This is a genomic window from Sporosarcina siberiensis (assembly GCF_042681925.1).
GTDB classification, from domain to species: domain Bacteria; phylum Bacillota; class Bacilli; order Bacillales_A; family Planococcaceae; genus Sporosarcina; species Sporosarcina siberiensis.
This window is the reverse complement of sequence record NZ_JBHUGI010000034.1, coordinates 204,660-222,762: the sequence shown is the minus strand read 5'-3', so window position 1 is coordinate 222,762 and position 18,103 is coordinate 204,660. Positions and strand designations below refer to the sequence as shown.

Below are 18,103 nucleotides of genomic sequence, written 5' to 3'. Positions count from 1 at the left end.
AGTGAGGACAGCATGTTTCGTGGATTTAATGCGGTTGCATCAGGAATGATTGCTCAACAAAGAAAAACTGAACTGTTGACGAACAATATGGCGAACGTAAATACACCGGGTTTTAAAGCCGAACAAGCTGTAATTCGTTCCTTTCCACAAATGTATTTATCGAGTATTAACACGGCCCATATTCCTACGAAGGACGGTTTCAATATTAAAGGAATGAGCAATGTTGGTGGGATTTCAACAGGGGTTTATATGCAGGAAACACTGCCACTGTTTGAACAAGGCCAAATACGTGAAACACAATTAACAACAGATGTTGCGCTCATTGACGGGTTACTCCCGACAGACGCTGAAACGGGCGACGTGGGTGCATTGTTTTTCACACTTGAAAATGATGCAGGCGGCGAAATGTATACCAAAAACGGCAATTTTGCGCTAGACCCGAATGGTTTCTTGACAAACCCAACCGGACATTATGTGTTGGATACAAACGGTCAGCGAATCGAGTTGCAAAGCGATGAATTTACTGTTTCAGAATCTGGCGTTATTATGGAAAACAATGCTGTTGTTGCGACACTTGGCATTTCATTTGCAGCACAGCCAGGAGCGCTCATGAAGCAGGGCAATGGCTTATTCGTAACAGAAGGCGGAGAAGGACTTCCAACTGCTGCTGGGGCTGCCGGTGTTTCATATTCGATGCAACAAGGCTATCTAGAAGGTTCGAATGTTGATGCGGCTCGTACGATGACAGACATGATGACCGCTTATCGTGCCTTTGAGGCCAATCAAAAAATACTACAAGCGTATGACCGAAGCATGGAGAAAACCGTTAACGAAGTAGGACGAGTCAATTAAGGAAGAGTCAATTGAAAGGAGTGGACGTATATGCTACGGACGATGGTTACAGCTACGAATACATTGAACCAACTGCAACACAAGCTCGATCTAATTGGGAACAACTTAGCAAACACGAATACGCATGGTTTCAAATCAAGCAATGCGAGTTTTCAAGAGCTTTTGTACCAACAATTTAACAACGACAAAGCTGACGAAGCACCAAGACAATCACCACTTGGTATTCGGTACGGCGTAGGAGCTGCACTTGGACAAGCCTCAATGAATTCAAAAGTCGGCACGTTGCAAATTACGAACCGTGACCTGGATTTTGCTCTTACAAAACAAAGACAATACTTCAACGTACTTATGCCTACAGAAGCCGGTGAGAAGGTTGCCTATACACGTCAGGGGGCTTTTTACGTGTCTCCAATCGATAATGGGCAACTTATGCTCGTGACAAGCGAAGGGTATCCTGTAGCGAACGCTGCGGGGCAGCCAATTACGTTTGCAGATGATGTGCAATCGTATTTTATCCAATCCAATGGTACACTGGGATTGAAATTGAATGATGGCACGACCGCAGAAATTGAACTAGGAGTCACTGTCATTGAACGTCCGAATTTGATGGAGCATTTGTCAGGCACTTACAGCGTACTGCCTTCAAATCTTGCAGAACTAGGCGTTATAGAAAATGATGCGATAACGAATTTACAAGGTGCCGCTAGAAGCGGAATTGGTATGGAAAATAATGCACTTGAATCATCGAACGTTGACATGCAAAAAGAAATGACCGACTTAATCACCGTCCAACGTAACTATCAGTTCAACTCACGTGCAATTACTCTTGCCGATCAAATGATGGGTCTCATAAATGGAATTCGATGAAATCGTGTTAGGAGTCTGAACGATGAATGATGAAAATAGAACGGAAATACAGTTGAATAAGACAGATCCGCCGAAAGCTCCTATAACTCGGGCAGAACGCAACCGATTAAAAACTGAGGGGAAAGAGGTACGTCCTAAAAGAACACTTTGGGTTCAAATTCGCATCCTTCCTATTTGGCTACGCATTCTTTTGGTAGCTGTACTTATTGTCGGTGCTATCGCACTTGGTGTAACAATCGGCTACGGGTATATGGGTGACGGAAATCCGGCCGATGCACTCAAAAAAGAAACATGGGTTCACATACTGGATATAATGAGTGGAAAACAGTAACATATACTCTTTTTATTTCTTAATTGATTTTATACTTTCAGGAGGTTGGGTATGCTAACATCACAACAGATTCAAGAAATCTTACCTCACCGATATCCATTTCTAATGGTGGATCGAATTCTTGAACTTGAAGAAGGCACACGTGCCGTCGGAATAAAAAACGTTACGATCAATGAAGACTTTTTTAATGGACATTTTCCGGGTTATCCGGTAATGCCCGGTGTACTGATCATTGAAGCGCTCGCACAAGTTGGAGCCGTAGCAATCTTGCAAAAAGAAGAAAACAAAGGGCGTCTTGCCTTTTTTGCAGGCATCGATAATTGCCGTTTTAAAAGACAAGTAACACCCGGTGACACTTTACGTCTAGAGGTTGAAATCACGCGTCTGCGAGGTTCGATAGGCAAAGGAAAAGCAATCGCGACTGTTGACGGCGAGATTGCTTGCGAAACAGAAATCATGTTTGCACTTGGGCCGGTCGTTGAAGTAAAGAATTAAGTTTGCTACAATTACGTTGTTTGGATAGAATAGTAAGTGTTGCATTACTCGATTGATTTAAATATGCGCGTTTCTTACTAGTAGGAGGTTGTAAAAAGAATGTATAAAAGTCTATCTCCAAATCTGAAGATTAGTATAACAAGGTCAATTACACAGGCTTTCGAACAATATATGAGTGATATTGCATGGAGTGAAGATAAATTTCGAATTGAGGACTTTGTTTCAAGTTGGCGGCAGTATATTACGACAAAAGCTCTTTGGTATACAGAAATTCCGGAAGATGTTAAATTGAATCCTGAATTTCATGAAGAACTTGCCGGTCGGATTAATAAAATTATTAATCGTATCCTTCAAGATCCACCAACGGACGAGCAGATTGCTGCAATCCAAATAATGCAAGAAGAGCAAGGCACTCATTATGAGTATGACTGTAAAGCGCAAGCAGCATACGTAGAAGGCTTATTAAAAAAATAATATTTAATGATGGATAGTTCCCTCATTTCCGACCAACCTAGAAAGTATCATACGTTTTGTATGACAAATGGTTTGTGGAAAGGAGGGAGTTTTTCTATGTTGAAAAAAGCCATACCGCTCTTTCTGGTATCGGGACTTGTTTTAACGGGATGTAATATGAATGACAACGCTGTCCCGGATAAAAACGAGACGCCAATGGAAAACAGGGACTGGACGCCAGATGTTGATAACGGTCAAACAGGACCTAATATGGACGGTCTGGATGAAAATACCGATATGAATGGCAAAGGCCAACGTGAGGGTATTATTCAGGACGAGAATAGAAACAACCGTACGAATGAAATGAATGGCACGGATGGCACGACTGAAATGGACGGAAATAATAACGATGGTACTACGCAGGATGGTACAATTGAAGAAAATTCCACTAAAGACAGGGATAAGATGAACCGATAACCACAAACCACAAAAAGAGTCGCCCCCGAAATTGGAGGCGACTTTTTTGTTTGCACTATATTAAAAGTTAAGGATGAAGCTGTTTTGTCAAAATAAGTTTTCTGGTATCCACGTTGCTTTGCGTTCCAGGCGGACGCGTTCCGGAGGGCGTGGCTTGAGCCGCTTCCTTCGCTTCGCTCCGTCCAGGGTCTCAAGACACACGCTAATCCTCTCGGAGTCATCTTTAGCCGAGGGCCCACACGAAGTGGGTCATGCAGTCGTTACGACAGGACGTCGTGATTTTAGACTGCCTTGCACTCCAAGCAACTTAGATTGCACACTGTAGAGTAAAGAGTAATGTGAACTATATGGAAATTGTCCGAATGCGGACTTTACTTAATTTCAAAAAAATGCACTTATACTTCCCACGATTTTAGCTGATTGGAGTGCAGAGCGGCGACTCCAGCGGGATTGAGGACGAATGGATTTAAATTCGTCCCGAGGACAGGTTAGACCCCGCAGTGGAGCGCTAGCGAAAGGCGTTACGTAGAACGACTTTTGCGAGCAAAAGCGTAGCGTTGTGAGCACAGCTGCCTTAACTTCTGCACAAAACGCAGAAATACGGCAAATCGAACTCTTCGTAGTTCGATTGGCTCACCGCCCGCCCCGTGGAACGCGTCCGCTCGGAACGGAAATCAGCGTGTTAAAGGATTCATTAGCTCAATACATATTTATAAAAAAGACGGCGGGATATGGATTTATTCTTTAGGTTTTTCAGAGTCCTTTTTTAGACGAGGACGGGATTTCATGTCGGATTCGAATCGTTCGAGTAGTGCTGCGCCGTGTAGGTCTTCTTCGATCAATTGCTCTAATAATTGCTCCGCGTATTCAGAACGTGCTCGTTTCAAACGGCCTTTTAGCAATACAGATATGTTGTCACCGATTTGCTTTATAGTTTCGACATCGACTAGGAAAGCAGCAGGTTCGTTTTCGGGATAGGAAATGACTACTTTTGCTTCGATTAATTGCTCAGATTCTTTCCATTTCTCGAAAAGTTCTTTATGTTTTTGATCGATGAACATTTCAAGAATCCACATACGATGACTATTTTCCTGGTTGATGATGATTCCGTCTAAGAGTGGGATGTCTAGTTGCTGGCCTTCTTGAGTAATTGAGACGGATAACATTTTGAACGTTTTTATAGTAATCCCTCCAAACTTTACTTTTAGTATACCATCCATAGAAGAAAAAACGAACTATGCCAAAGTTGAAATTTGAAAATGGTGTAAAAAACCATTGCATCGATGGTAGTACAAGGATATGCCAACTTTTAACAGTAAATGAAATCTGTCAAAGTGGAGTTTTGCATCGTGAAATACACCCAAAATTAGAATTTGCCGATTTGTCAGTTTGCAATCTTTGGAAGTATGATACAGACATTCCAGCAGAAAGGAGGATATCGAATGAATCAAGTAGCACTCGTAGGACGAATAACAAAAGACCCCGTATTGCGCACATTTTCTGAAGGCCGCATGCAAACCAGTTTTATCATCGCTGTAAATCGCAACTTCAAAAACTTGAAAGGTGAAATTGAAACAGATTTTGTACTTTGTACAGTTTGGGGTAAAATCGCAGAAAACACCGTTAAAACATGTGGAAAAGGTTCTTTAATCGGGATAGGGGGTCGAATTCAGTCCCGTACTTATGAAAGAGGCGATCAAAGTCGTGTTTATGTAACTGAAGTTGTTGGCGAAGACATTCGATTCATTAGTACAAAGCCGAGAAGTGCTGAGTCTACAGAATTGGAAAAGCATTCGACTGAAAATGGATCAGAACATTTTCACTTACCAAAAATCGAAAAAGAAGAATTACCTATCCTTTAATGTGAAGGGAGATTTTAATCAGACTGAATTTGGCTATATGTGAGGGGAAATGGCCGTTGGGGAACGGCAACCATTTGATTTAGGGAATTATATATAACGAAGCAACCAAAATTCGGTGGGGGTACCGAAGTTGCTTATCATCTACTGTTAAAACCGCAGCGGAGGGAAACTTAGTTATGTGACCGTTCAACGACTCAGTTTTCACCCGTGCGGATACTAAAAGGGGGAAGATCACTATGAACCAGCTCGAAAAGGATGTTATACGGATGGAGTTGCAGATAGGACAACTTATTCGTATCGTTGCACATTTGAACGAACGTGTCCTTGAACTAGAAAACAATGCAAATCACCAAAATAGTTTTTTCCTAAATACAGTCAGAGAAAAAAGGACTCCAGAAAATATCTGAAGTCCTTCGTTTAATAATCAAATGACAGTAAATCGCTAAGCTCTGTGTCAGATAACTCAGTGAGCCACTGTGTGGATTGAATGAGATCATCGGAAAGTGCAGCTTTTTCAACTAACATCTTGTCGATTTTTTCTTCAATCGTTCCAATCGTCACAAACTTATGAACGTGCACGAATTTCGTTTGGCCAATTCGGTACGCACGGTCTGTTGCTTGATTTTCTACAGCGGGATTCCACCATCTATCCGCATGAAGTACATGATTTGCAGCCGTTAAATTAAGGCCTGTTCCACCCGCTCGAAGTGATAAAATAAATACTGGGAATTCACCGTCCTGGAAAGCTTCAACAAGTAAATCACGTTGACCTTTTGGCATGCTTCCTGTTAAGAAAGGGGCTTCAATGCCATGGAGTTCGGACAAGCATTGACGAATGAGTTTGCCCATTCCGATGTACTGAGTGAAAATGATGCACCGTTCGCCGTTTTCAACGATTTCCGCAGCCATTGAAATAATTCGTTTCAATTTATCAGATCGCGTTATCATTTCTTCAGCAGGCGCTTCTGGTTCTTTAAGAAACAGCGCTGGGTGATTACATAATTGTTTCAGTCGACTCAGCATTTTTAAGATTAACCCTTTCTTTTCAAAACCAGTTAACGTTTGCAACTTAAACTTGGTTTCATCCAGAAAGCTTTCGTACAAGGCCGCTTGTTCTGTGGTCAACGGACAATATTCGTTTTGTTCCAGTTTCTTCGGAAGATTCAGCAGTAAATCGGGATCGCTCTTCGTTCTTCTTAATAAAAATGGTCGAATTTTTGCACGTAGTTTTCGTTTATCGATTTCAGAATCATCTCGTTCAATTGGAATAATAAAATTATCCGTGAACTTTCGGAAATTCCCGAAATACCCTTTGTGAATAAAATCGAAAATTGCCCACAGTTCCGATAATCGGTTTTCAATCGGTGTTCCGGTTAATGCAATATGATGCTGACCTCGCAGTTTACGGATCATACGAGATTGTTTTGTCTGCATGTTTTTGATGTTTTGAGCTTCATCAAGAGTAATGCTCGTAAATTCTGTTTCAGCAAGCATTTCACCATCCTGTGAGGCCGTCCCGTACGTTGTAAAGACGATATCCGGTTTGTTTCGGATAAGAAGTTCTGTAAAAGCTTCGTCCTTCTCACGGTTCGGTCCGTAATGTGTATGGATGGTCAGGGACGGAGCAAATCGCTCAATCTCTTTTTGCCAGTTCCCAAGAACACTCGTTGGACAAATGATGAGGGATGGTGTCTTCGTTTCCGGACGTGCATGAACTTCGAGTAAATAGGAAATAAGCTGAACTGTTTTACCAAGTCCCATATCGTCTGCTAAAACAGCGCCGAAATGATTTTCCCGCATGAACACGAGCCAGTCGAAACCAACTTCCTGGTACGGACGAAGTTCTGTTTTAAGCAGTGAAGGGACACCCGTTGAAGGAAGTCCTTTTTTCTCCGAAAGAATTTCCATATAACTGCGGAGCGTCTTTTGCATTGTGAACTGCAGCAGTGGATCTTCTTCATCTTCGTCGGCTTCTAAAGGAACCATTTCTTCTGGTACGTCTTGGAATAAAAGATCCTTGACTGTCCATTCTCCAGAATCCGCACGATCCATTAGATCTCGAATCTTTTTCAGCCACTGTGGGTCAATATGGAACCATTCGTCACCAGAACGAATGTATTCACGATTTTCATCAACCATTTTACTGAAAGTTTCTCGGTCGATATTATTGCCGGCAAGCGAGAAATTCCAATCGAAGGATAAAACCTCATCAAGTCCTGTTGTTGAATTATACGACTGAACGCCAGCATTGGTGCGCACTCGCATTTTGGACTCTGTTACAGACTTGAGCCAAGCAGGCAAAATTACAGAATATCCGAAAGACTGAAGAAGTGGTAAATCTTCTGAGATGAATAAACGAACTTTAGGATCAGTCATCGAAACGGATAGGAAACTGTTAAGAGAATCTATTTCTACAACATTTAAGAACGAAACGATTTCCGATTGTTTCTTTGCGATTTCATGAGCATACGTTTTCCATTTTGCCGGAAGTGCCTCCTCAATAGGAGCATCTACTTTACGGACTGCCGGTTGCCAATGACGGCCGCGGTCGCCGATAATGACGGTTTCAAGCAGCCAATCTGTATCGGAATCGAGTTCTGGTTCAGTTAGGCGCAGTGCAATTTGTACTGGAATCGTCGATACCGTTTCTCCGGGCCACCCATAAATTCGTAAATGAGGAAGGAGCAGTGAGAGTTGGTCCATTCGAATGGAGGATCCAGCGAGTTTACCATGCACCGCTAAACGAATAAGTGTTGCGGCTTCTTCTGAAATTCCAGCTTTCCCCGCATTAAAATGAATTCCGGTTTCATCCGCCTCTGCATAACTCCAAAGTTCGGGGTCCTTCCAGGCCATAGATGCCTCCCGAACAGCTTTTAATTGTTCCGCGTCTTCAGTTGTAGCACCGTCGTATTTTACATACGGGTGCGTTTCAGGAAACGAAGAAAGCAATTGGTCCGCTTTAAGAATGACTGCGTCATCATTTGTTTCAGTTAGAAGACCATATAAAGACTGTTCATTGTTGAAAAATAAATATGAAACAAGTTCATTTGGATTTAGTACAGAGCCGTTTACATCTTTTGCTGTGACTAAGAAAGATCCGTTTTCAGTTGGCTGTAGTCCTAGAAGTAGTAAACGCTCTAAAGTAAATGCATTCGTCATAAATTCAAATTCCCTTTCTCCATCTCTTCCATAAGTGCACGTAACCGGCGATTTTTATCGCGCACAGTATCGACATACCGATTCCAAAACTCTGATTTCCCGCTTTTTTTGGAACCTGTTTTCATCTTTTTAAAGAGTTTAACTGCACGACGATAACTTTGTCTGTTTCTTTCGTTTATAAAAGCAGTTGCATATCTGTGTAGAAGTGGTAAAACGGCAGCCGGATCTTCAGAGAGTGCAATTTTTAAGCCGCCTGCTTCTGCTACGTCATAAGAAACGTTGTATCTGTGCATTAGAGCCGCCCACTCGTGAAATCGTTCGCGTTCAACAAGGAAATCTGCATAGACATCAACACCGGTTTCACCGTAATAAGAAAACATATTCTCTCGTTCGTCTTCTGGGAAATTCGCTGACTCAAGCAAACCGTCGATTTTACGTACAAATACAGAGCGACGGGCAAGTTGCACGGACTGCGTTAAATGTTCGCCGATAAAAGGTAGAAGTGCACGCATGATTGCTGCAAGTGATTCTGTATCGCCTTCAACATCCGCTAAATCTGCAAGTGGTAGCCAATTTGTAAAGTTATCAGAAGTGACGTGTTGAACGAGATCGTCCAGTTGTTCATGATTACCATTTAAAATATCAAAGAGAGAAATTAAAATAACAGCTTCAGACGTTTCTTCTTTTTTAAGAAGTTCCAATTCTTTTTTGCGTAATGTATTTTCGACGAAAAGATGTTCCCAAAAAGAGCGATACGCTTGAAAACGTTCGTTAAATAAACCAGTATTTTTCAAAGTAAATGTACGTACCATGTACTTTAATTGTTCATGAAAAGCATCCGTTGAAAACAGTTTGGGTTTTGTTGAAAGTGCGATAACACTATCATGTAACTTACGCAGTTGGTCGGTTACCCAGTTTTTCACATACCATTTTCCATATGAGAAGGAAGATTCATTGTCACCTAAATGAGCATAAACATATGGCCATGCTGCATCTAGTGCTTGCAAACGGTAATAAACGTCGAAAAGCGGTTTCCATTCCCATTCAAAAGGAGCTAGTGGAATCGCTTTTTGATCTATTAATGAGAACTCGTGAATAAATACGGCTGGATTTTCTTGAAGTTCGATTGTACGTAATGGTCGAGTAAGACGTGTAAGTACATCATTCCAAGCTTCTGGAGTTCGGTCGGAAATTGTTAAAACAAGTTGTTCCGCTTCAGTTCGTCTCCATTCATGGACCCAGTCTGTTAAAGAATGAAATTGTAGGTAGAGATGAAAAATAACAGCAGTACGATGCGCGCACCATCCGTTATGGGAGCATGTGCACTCCGTATTCAAATCGTTGAATGAAATCTTTACATCAACAATTTCAACTCCACTAATTTTCACAAGAATTTTTTCTTCTACAGAATCATAAGTATAAGAATCGATTGCACCGTTCCGAACCAACGCAAGCGCTCTGCGTACAATCAACGCTTCACCCGAATCTTCAGGATGAAGCGAGTGTTTAATTACATTCATAAGCTTAGCGATTTCCTCTTCGTGTAAGTAGGAAACACGTTCTACGGTCATATGCACCCAGACCACTCTCCTCAAAAAAAGCATTCCTTCTATTATACAACTTCTTTACCGAGTACGTAAATGAGATGCTCTACTTTCATTTAAAGTAAGTTCTTGAGTTGCCCCCAAAAAATAAAGTAACAATATCTTTTAAATATTCACATAATGGGTGGATTTGTGATAGAATGAGAGTAATAAGAAATTATAAAAATAATAGAGGAGGGGAGAAAGATGTTATCTGTCCAACGTATGACGCCGTTTTTTACTAGCCAAGAAGATTATAGACTCCGCCTCGTTTTTGCCTATCAGTATTTTTCGATTATTAAAGGAAGTGAAGTCTTTCATTTTATTCCAGCTGAAGGTAAGGAAATTGTTATAAATATGAAAAATTTCCAAGTTGAAAATTTAGGAGAAGTATTCGTATTTCAGCGGGGAAATCGTTTTATACGACTACCGCTTTACCAGTTGCTCCTTATTTCGGACCTACATCAGCATTTAAAAACAATTATGGAAGGGAGCATAAATATGGATATAGACATCGACATGCAACCACCGGTAGAAGTTTCAAATGAAGCTACTGAATTGATTGGCAGTCTGGAATCTGAAAATCGTTTACGAATGATTGATTATGCACTTGAAACGAAAAACCAACAACTCTTTAATGTGTTGACGGAAGGACTGTAACAGATTTGAAAATGGAATTCTAAAAACACCTGTCGGGTTATCAACGATAGGTGTTTTAATTTGCGCAAAAATAAAAGTATTCCCCATTTCGGCAGAATTCGTATATTTGTCGATTTCCCGGGAAATAAGAAGAATCAGATTTGTTAGTTGAAGTGATTTTCAGGGTATAGATAAATAGATAGTTAACCAAACAAATTGTTTATATTGAAAGGGTGTATATTTTGTCAGCTTTTGCGTTACAAAACGTTGTTAGTTTGGTAAAGTAGGGTATACATAGACTATGAAGAATTAGTAGAAAGGAATTGCAAATATGTTTTTTAATTTTAAATACTGGCATTTCCTTACGAATCCGCAGTTTTTGGCGGAACAACTCAAAAAAAATGCTATGCGAGGATTTAACGCACGAGTGTACGCTGTTTTCTTAATTGGATTAGTGCTTTTCATGGCGAGAGAGTTATGGGGAATGAATACAGAAACGCTCACACCCCTTTTAACGACGATGTCCACCGTGGATTATACGCTGGCACGTTATGCTTCTTTACTGGGAATAGTTGTTTGGGCACTTCTATATATGTTCTTCCACTACTTTGGTTTTGCCTACATATTGTATCTCATTACAAAGATTCCATTTAAAAAGCTCTTACCTGTCCAACTATTAGTGACAAGTCTCTTTATTATGGAAAAAGCACTTGTTTTCTTTGTGTTTACATTGACGGGTACTACAGCAAGTGTGTCCTATCTATCGTTCGGACCGCTTGCGGCGACATTTATTGAAATTCCATTTTACACATCCTTTTTTAATCAATTATCCGTATTTACGGCTGTAGTGATAGGAATTCAATATCAATTTATTGTTTCGTACAATGCGTTTGATCCTAAAAAGATATTGTGGATATTAATAGGATTACATTTAGTGCTTGCACTAATGGTTGCTTCAACAGGATTCATTCCAACGGAAAACCTATTTCAATCAATCTTTGAGAGAGGTGCAGGAAATGAATAAATACGTAAATATAACTATGTCGATAGCAATCAGTGCATTTTTAGCTGTGAATCTATATTTAATATTCGGTGATAAAAGTGTCATTCAAAAATCGGTGTCTGTCGATGAATTCGAACGGATGTCTACTGACGATTTTAGAGTAGATCTGGTAAAAGAGGCTCTTGTTGCTCCGCTTCAAACACAAACGGTTTATGTTGGTAACGAAAATGCAGTAGATTCTTGGCTCGTTACGGAAGGCGATGTTGTTAATGTTGGTTCGGAACTTGCCCTTTTGAATATTGAGCAATCCGAAGGACGAAGAAGTGTTTTGTTATCGGAACAAGAAATTTTGTATCAACAAGAGGCTGAGGCATTAGATTTAATATCAACGCTTGAATACGACCGAGGAGTAGCAGCCGCGAACAGTTCTACGATGACTAATAAAACCGATAATGTGAATAGTACTGCGGAAGATACAACGGTTGAAGTCGGTTTAAATGTCGATGTCAATGTGGATGTTTCATTGGATGGGTCTTATGCACAGGCCATCGCGACCGCAGAACGAAATCTAGCCGATATTGTTCGTAGAATGGTTGTCGTTGAAGCTGAGCTTGCACAAGATCCATCTAGGCCAGCCATTGTGAGTCCTGTTGATGGTGTTGTTTCCAAAGTGACGCTTCGCGGATCTACGCTTGCTGTAGATATTTATAGTTCTGAGAAAGTGATTGTCACTTATGTTCAAAAGAATGAATGGAAAGACGTGGTGCCAGGTCTTAAAGTTCTTGTTCATGGAGTTGGTACCGATGGTGTAGGAGAAGGAACAGTACTATCGGTTTCCGAGGTTCCTGCTCAAGATGATGAGTGGCTTCAAGCATATAAATTTTTAGATGCAAAAAAGGTTGAAAATCCGCTTGCTTATTATGAAGTACGTATTTTAGTTAATGCTGAAACAGAACCGGGAACAGAACCTGAAATCGAAACAGATATTAATCCGTATGGTACTAATTTGAATGCGATTGTTGTTTTGGAGGAAGTATTGGATACTTTGTCGATAAAAGCAGACTGGGTGCGCAGTTATGATAAGAGTTCGGCGATTGCGACGATTCTTGATGAGTCTGGCCGGTTGACGGAAATGAAGGTTATCTCGCCTTTTATATGGCATGACCGGGTTGTTGTGACGGATGGTCTTAAGTTGGGTGATGTTGCGATTGATGGAACAAATCTTCAGCGTTTTGAATATGATCCAAGAGCGTTTTTGACAATGCCAACACAGTTTCCTGAAAAAGCCGATTGGAAGTCATTTGGATGGAGAAATTATTTAATGTACATGGGTTTGAAGTAAGTAGGGAAGATAGAGAACCGAACGAGGCAGTTGTTGTCTTGTTTGGTTCTTTTTTTGTGAGAATACGGTTTTTAAATTTCATGACGTATGCAATCTTAAGAGTGATTTTATTATTAAGTTTAGCGTATACATGAGTAATATCGTTTTTTCTAAGATTCAAGTTTTATTTGGTATACTAATGTTGTAGATAAAGAGGTTATGGAAAATGGGGGATGGAAATGAAAAGGATTATGAGTGCTTTGGGTCTTATGATTATTTTTGGTTTCGTTTTTAGTATGGGAATTGTGACTGCTTCGGAAAAGCCGAAGCAGTATATTGGTTTACATGATCATGTTTTAAAGTTTGGTCAGGATGATATTAAGACGGTAGAGGATAAGTTGTTTGTACCTCTGGATACGTTAATACATTCGTTAAATGCAACAATTATTTATGCTGACAAAATGTATGTGGGTAAGAATAAACATGTGTTGATTTATGATTATGTGACTGGTAAAACGATTGTTGATGATGTTGTGAGTATTGGAAAGCCCATTCGTGATATAAACGGTGAATTATTTGCCGATGTCTCTTATATAGCAGCAAGTTTCGGTTTTCATTTTGAATATTTTTCTGATTTGAATGTTTCTCGTATTTATAGTGATACTTATAAGAGTTTAAGAGGTTCAGAATATGTGAAGCATATGAATGTTTTGTTGGGGAATGTTGTTCCACCAACTAAACCGGTGCCTGTTCCGAAGCCTGAAAAACCAAGCCCGAGTAAGGGAAAGGCAAATGTGTATTTGACGTTTGACGATGGACCAAATCTTTTTACGACAAAGAACTTAGCGACCCTTAAAAAGTATGACGTTGAGAGTACTTTTTTCTTTCTTGGTAATCAGATGAATTATTATCCGAAGATTGTTAAGAACGTTGCAAGTGAGGGACATTATATTGGGTCTCATAGTATTACGCATGACCAAAAGAAAGTGTATGCTTCGTCAAAAAGTTTTATGTCGGAGATGAGCTCTGGGGCTTTGATGATTAAAAAGTTATCAAGCAGTAAAGATGTGCCTAAACTGATGCGTGTACCTTATGGAAGTAAGCCTCATTTGACGCCCGCGATGAAAGGTGAATTGAAGAAAGAGGGATATAAGATATGGGATTGGGATGTAGATTCGAATGACTGGAAGTATTCGGATAAGCAGTATTCCGAGATTGTTAAGAATGTCCAAGATGGTGTGAATCGTGCATATAAGGCAGGGGATCGAGATATTGTCGTGTTGCTTCATGATCGTTCCCAGACAGCTATTGCGCTTCCACAAATTATTGAGTGGCTTAAAAAGGAAGGGTATACGATGAAGAAGTATAATCCTGCGAGTCATGTTGTTCAGAATTTTCATAGAGATGTGGATTTGTAATTAACTCTACTAGAATACCTGGTATGTCGTATTCGATAGTCTAACCAAACGCAGAGTTTGTCCAACGAACTCTGCGAATAGTCCAACCAGATTATTTTTCGTCCAACCAGATTGCGATAGTCCAACCAATCTTGGAATTTGTCCAACGAACTCTGTAAATAGTCCAACGAGATTACTTTTCGTCCAACCAACAACCAACTTTCGAAATGAATCTTCTTAATCCGACAACAAATTCAACTAATCTTCTGTATAATGGAATAAATAGATAAGTATATAGTTATTTTGATAGAGGTGCAGGTTGGTGGAAGCGAGACGATTGACGGTATCGGTTACGATGTTAGCTGGATTTCAGTGGTTGTTTTTTATGTTTGCGAATACAATTGTTGTGCCGATTTCGGTGGGTGCTGCATTTGAGTTGGATCAGGTTGAGATTGTGTCGGCGATTCAGCGTTCATTTATATTCACTGGTGTTGCATGTCTGTTGCAAGGGATTTTTGGGCATCGCTTGGCATTGATGGAGGGGCAATCGGGTCTTTGGTGGGGCGTTATTTTGAGTCTGGCTGCGACGGCGAGTACTATGAATATGGAATTATCGACAATTGGTGGAAGTATTGCCGTTGGTGCGATGATTTCGGGAGTTCTGGTTGTTGTATTTGGTTTGCTTGGGATGGGTGAGGTACTGAAGAAATGGTTTACACCGTTTGTGATGTTTGTGTTCCTCATTTTGCTTGCAAATCAGCTGATTTCGATTTTTTTGAAAGGAATGCTCGGCCTGAATACGAGTGATTCGATTGATTTAAAAATGGCTCTTTTTTCATTTGCTTTAGCGACTCTAACAATCCTTGTACATACGCGAGGCAAAGGGATTGTAAGCAGTTTGAATTTATTGATTGGAATGGTTGTCGGTTGGATTGCTGCGGTTATTTTGTTTCCAGTTGAGGCGACGGAAGTCATTCATACAACGCCTTTTCTAATGTGGTTTCCATGGGGACAACCTACGTTTGAGCTGGGAATTATCATGACTGTTGTAATCACGGGACTGTTGAACTCTTCGAATACGATTGCGACTTTAAAAGGGGCGGAATCGATTTTTGAGAAAATCACGACGCCGAGACAATATCGTTCTTCATTCGTCATAACGGGTTCATTGACAGTGCTTTCCGGAGCACTTGGTCTTGTTCCGAATGCTCCTTATGCTTCGTCGCTCGGATTTTTAAATGCGACAGGAATTCGCGAACGAAGCCCGTTTTTACTTGGTGCTGTTTTATTCATCATCATGGGGCTTATTCCGCCGCTTAGTGGGTTTTTCTCAACGATTCCCCATTCGGTCGGAAACTCAGTTCTTTTTGTAGCGTATTTACAGTTATTTGGTTCGGCTCTCAAAAACATTGAAGGGCTCACGTTCCAACCAAAAACGGTGTATCGGGTCGCACTACCAGCCCTACTTGGGTTAGCGATTATGGGACTTCCGGCAACGGCATTTGTCACGCTACCAGAGCTTGTCCAGCCCCTACTTTCAAACGGATTGCTTATGGGGATTTTAGCGGCCCTCTTTATGGAGTTACTGTTTACGATTGGAAGTCGAATTCGATCGAGAAAAGGATTTAAATAATCTTATAAAAAATGATTTTTTTCTAGAGAGTGCTGATTTTTCCAAGCACTCTCTTTTTTTAATTCGCGATATAATCAGATTTTTCGAATTAAAGATAGATTATGTAATTTTGGTATGCTATACTCCGATATATCAAAAGTTAAGTAATAAAGCTAATAATTCATTTATATGGTAGTAAAAGTGACGATTCAGCTTTTTTCTGATTGCGCGCCAATATACAGACTAAATGATGGATAGGATTGGGGGGAATGATTCGTGGTTATTAAAAAGGAACTGTTAGATGAACAGGACAAACCCACTCAATTACGCTTGCAAACTCAACTGTTTCTAGCTTTTTTCCGAGTTGGGATATTGGGATATGGGGGAGGTCCAGCTTCAATTCCTTTAATTCAAAAAGAAGTTGTTGAGAAATACAAATGGATGGACGATGAAGAGTTTTCGGATATTTTGGCCCTTGGAAATGCGTTGCCCGGACCGATTGCAACCAAAATGGCAGGATATATCGGGTGGAGGGTTGGGGGCTTAATAGGTCTTCTAGTCGCGATATTCGCTACGATTATCCCTACGATTGTGTTAATGATTATTTTCTTAAATGTTCTCAATGCATACAAAGACAAACCGTGGGTACAAGGAATATCTGCTGCGGTCGTACCTGTTGTGGGCGTAATGCTTGGTGTGATTACGCTTGAATTTATAAAGTCTTCAAAAATAACACTTGGTTGGGCTCAGATGCTCATTGTCTTGATTGGTAGTTTAATCGCTATTGAATTTTTAGGCATTCATCCAGCAATTATTATTGTGATTCTGCTTTGCTACGCGCTACTGACTCCAAATAAAAAGAAAAAGAAGTGTGACTTATGATTTATTGGCAAATATTTTTAGCGTTTTTTATACCGGGGATACTAGGTTATGGTGGTGGACCTGCCACAATTCCACTCGTGGAAAATGAAGTGGTGAATCGTTATGAATGGTTGACTGTGAATGAGTTTAGTGAAGTTCTTGCTCTGGGAAATGCGCTTCCGGGTCCGATAGCTACGAAGATGGCGGGATATATTGGGTATGAACAAGCGGGAATCCTAGGTGCAAGTGTAGGTGTATTCGCGACTGTAGCTCCGTCCCTTATACTGATGATTGCGCTTTTAAGCTTGCTAATGAAGTTTAAAGACTCACCAAAAGTGAAGAAAATGACGGGACTTGTTAAACCGACAATCGCTGTACTACTGGGATCCATGACATTTGGTTTTATAGCAAACTCTTTCGACGGCATCGGCATAACGCAAACAGTCATCATCGCTGCGGTTAGTTATATTCTCTTGGAAAAGAGAAAGATTCATCCTGCATATGTCATTGGAGGGGCTATTATATACGGGGCATTGGTTTTAGGATAATTGTAAAGAAAAACATGTGAATAAGGATTGAAATGAATTCCGAATCATAAGTATACATATTCTCAGTTTTTTGAGATAGATTCATAATCAATCAATAACACGCTTTAATGAGGTGAATTGACTTATTCGTTATTCTGTTGTTACATTTAAACTAATCGATTTATTTAAATAATGAAATTAGGTGAAAAGAATGGCGATTGATATAATTGACGAAAAAATCCTGGAATTATTGACACAAGATGGGCGAATGTCTTATGTAGACATTGGTAAAGAACTGAATCTGTCGAGAGTGGCTGTAAGAGACAGGGTGAACCAATTAAAAGATAAAGAAATTATTGAGCGTTTTACTGTGGTTATTAACAGTGAAAAAGTCGGAAAAGACGTATCTGCATTTTTTGAAGTAGATTGTGAACCGGAGTTCTTAGTTCAAGTTGCACAAGCGTTGGCAGATAATACAAACGTTGCGAGTTGCTATCAAATGACGGGGCCTTCAACGCTTCATATGCATGTGTTGGTAAATGATTTCTCTGATCTGGAAGTCTTTGTCAATGAACAACTCTACATCTTAAAGGGCATTACTAGGGTTGAAAGCCATATTCTTTTAAGGCGATTTAAGAGTAGAAGTGGATTAAAACTGTAAATT

Annotated in this window: 19 protein-coding genes; 16 read left to right on the top strand and 3 right to left on the bottom strand. The window is 40.3% G+C overall.

The window, feature by feature from the left end:
• Positions 1 to 12: 12 nt before the first annotated feature.
• The 6 genes from ACFSFY_RS15020 to ACFSFY_RS14995 all read left to right on the top strand — a co-directional run bounded on the left by ACFSFY_RS15020 (position 13) and on the right by ACFSFY_RS14995 (position 3,475).
• On the top strand, positions 13 to 852 hold the full coding sequence (locus ACFSFY_RS15020; RefSeq protein ID WP_381539414.1) for a flagellar hook-basal body protein: 840 nt from the start codon (positions 13 to 15) through the stop codon (positions 850 to 852).
• Between the two features lie 30 nt (positions 853 to 882).
• On the top strand, positions 883 to 1,719 hold the full coding sequence (locus ACFSFY_RS15015) for a flagellar hook-basal body protein (RefSeq protein WP_381539412.1): 837 nt from the start codon (positions 883 to 885) through the stop codon (positions 1,717 to 1,719).
• Between the two features lie 22 nt (positions 1,720 to 1,741).
• Positions 1,742 to 2,050 carry a DNA-directed RNA polymerase subunit beta gene (locus tag ACFSFY_RS15010; protein ID WP_381539410.1) on the top strand — a complete coding sequence of 103 codons (309 nt, stop codon included), beginning with the start codon at positions 1,742 to 1,744 and terminating at the stop codon, positions 2,048 to 2,050.
• Positions 2,051 to 2,101: 51 nt separating this feature from the next.
• The gene (fabZ, locus tag ACFSFY_RS15005) at positions 2,102 to 2,545 is read left to right on the top strand and encodes a 3-hydroxyacyl-ACP dehydratase FabZ (protein ID WP_381539408.1); all 444 of its coding nucleotides are present in this window, start codon (positions 2,102 to 2,104) and stop codon (positions 2,543 to 2,545) included.
• 99 nt (positions 2,546 to 2,644) lie between these two features.
• A complete protein-coding gene (locus tag ACFSFY_RS15000; protein WP_381539407.1) occupies positions 2,645 to 3,019 on the top strand; it encodes a hypothetical protein in 375 nt (124 codons plus the stop codon).
• A 96-nt stretch (positions 3,020 to 3,115) separates the two neighbouring features.
• Positions 3,116 to 3,475, top strand: coding sequence for a hypothetical protein (locus tag ACFSFY_RS14995; RefSeq protein WP_381539405.1), 360 nt, complete (start codon positions 3,116 to 3,118; stop codon positions 3,473 to 3,475).
• 737 nt (positions 3,476 to 4,212) lie between these two features.
• On the opposite strand, the gene ACFSFY_RS14990 is transcribed toward ACFSFY_RS14995, so the two are convergent.
• Entirely contained in the window at positions 4,213 to 4,695 is a 483-nt protein-coding gene (locus ACFSFY_RS14990) for a YwpF family protein (RefSeq protein ID WP_381539403.1), read from the bottom strand.
• 222 nt (positions 4,696 to 4,917) lie between these two features.
• Here ACFSFY_RS14990 and ACFSFY_RS14985 point away from each other — a divergent pair, with 222 nt between their 5' ends.
• Both ACFSFY_RS14985 and ACFSFY_RS14980 read left to right on the top strand, forming a co-directional pair.
• Positions 4,918 to 5,337, top strand: coding sequence for a single-stranded DNA-binding protein (locus tag ACFSFY_RS14985; RefSeq protein ID WP_381539401.1), 420 nt, complete (start codon positions 4,918 to 4,920; stop codon positions 5,335 to 5,337).
• 236 nt (positions 5,338 to 5,573) lie between these two features.
• Positions 5,574 to 5,744, top strand: coding sequence for a hypothetical protein (locus ACFSFY_RS14980; RefSeq protein ID WP_381539399.1), 171 nt, complete (start codon positions 5,574 to 5,576; stop codon positions 5,742 to 5,744).
• 10 nt (positions 5,745 to 5,754) lie between these two features.
• Here the strand turns inward: ACFSFY_RS14980 and ACFSFY_RS14975 are convergent, their stop codons facing one another.
• Together ACFSFY_RS14975 and ACFSFY_RS14970 are read right to left on the bottom strand one after the other, a co-directional pair.
• Positions 5,755 to 8,496 carry a DEAD/DEAH box helicase gene (locus ACFSFY_RS14975; protein WP_381539398.1) on the bottom strand — a complete coding sequence of 914 codons (2,742 nt, stop codon included), beginning with the start codon at positions 8,494 to 8,496 and terminating at the stop codon, positions 5,755 to 5,757.
• Positions 8,493 to 10,073: a hypothetical protein gene (locus ACFSFY_RS14970; RefSeq protein ID WP_381539396.1), complete on the bottom strand. Its 1,581-nt coding sequence runs from the start codon at positions 10,071 to 10,073 to the stop codon at positions 8,493 to 8,495. Before ACFSFY_RS14970 ends, ACFSFY_RS14975 begins: the two co-directional genes overlap by 4 nt.
• A gap of 213 nt (positions 10,074 to 10,286) precedes the next feature.
• Here ACFSFY_RS14970 and ACFSFY_RS14965 point away from each other — a divergent pair, with 213 nt between their 5' ends.
• The 8 genes from ACFSFY_RS14965 (at position 10,287) to ACFSFY_RS14930 (ending at position 18,100) form a co-directional block, all read left to right on the top strand.
• Positions 10,287 to 10,739 carry a transcriptional regulator gene (locus ACFSFY_RS14965; protein ID WP_381539394.1) on the top strand — a complete coding sequence of 151 codons (453 nt, stop codon included), beginning with the start codon at positions 10,287 to 10,289 and terminating at the stop codon, positions 10,737 to 10,739.
• 310 nt (positions 10,740 to 11,049) lie between these two features.
• Entirely contained in the window at positions 11,050 to 11,742 is a 693-nt protein-coding gene (locus ACFSFY_RS14960; RefSeq protein ID WP_381539392.1) for a hypothetical protein, read from the top strand.
• Positions 11,735 to 13,063 carry an HlyD family secretion protein gene (locus tag ACFSFY_RS14955; protein ID WP_381539390.1) on the top strand — a complete coding sequence of 443 codons (1,329 nt, stop codon included), beginning with the start codon at positions 11,735 to 11,737 and terminating at the stop codon, positions 13,061 to 13,063. The genes ACFSFY_RS14960 and ACFSFY_RS14955 overlap by 8 nt, the downstream gene beginning before the upstream one ends.
• A 218-nt stretch (positions 13,064 to 13,281) precedes the next feature.
• Positions 13,282 to 14,460, top strand: a complete 1,179-nt coding sequence (locus tag ACFSFY_RS14950; RefSeq protein ID WP_381539388.1) for a polysaccharide deacetylase family protein — start codon at positions 13,282 to 13,284, stop codon at positions 14,458 to 14,460.
• 301 nt (positions 14,461 to 14,761) lie between these two features.
• Positions 14,762 to 16,072 (top strand): uracil/xanthine transporter, encoded by a 1,311-nt coding sequence (locus ACFSFY_RS14945; RefSeq protein ID WP_381539387.1) that lies wholly within the window; start codon positions 14,762 to 14,764, stop codon positions 16,070 to 16,072.
• 261 nt (positions 16,073 to 16,333) lie between these two features.
• Positions 16,334 to 16,933, top strand: a complete 600-nt coding sequence (locus tag ACFSFY_RS14940) for a chromate transporter (RefSeq protein ID WP_381539645.1) — start codon at positions 16,334 to 16,336, stop codon at positions 16,931 to 16,933.
• The gene (locus tag ACFSFY_RS14935; protein ID WP_381539385.1) at positions 16,930 to 17,460 is read left to right on the top strand and encodes a chromate transporter; all 531 of its coding nucleotides are present in this window, start codon (positions 16,930 to 16,932) and stop codon (positions 17,458 to 17,460) included. Before ACFSFY_RS14940 ends, ACFSFY_RS14935 begins: the two co-directional genes overlap by 4 nt.
• Positions 17,461 to 17,650: 190 nt before the next feature.
• A complete protein-coding gene (locus ACFSFY_RS14930) occupies positions 17,651 to 18,100 on the top strand; it encodes an Lrp/AsnC family transcriptional regulator (protein ID WP_381539383.1) in 450 nt (149 codons plus the stop codon).
• Positions 18,101 to 18,103 lie beyond the last annotated feature (3 nt).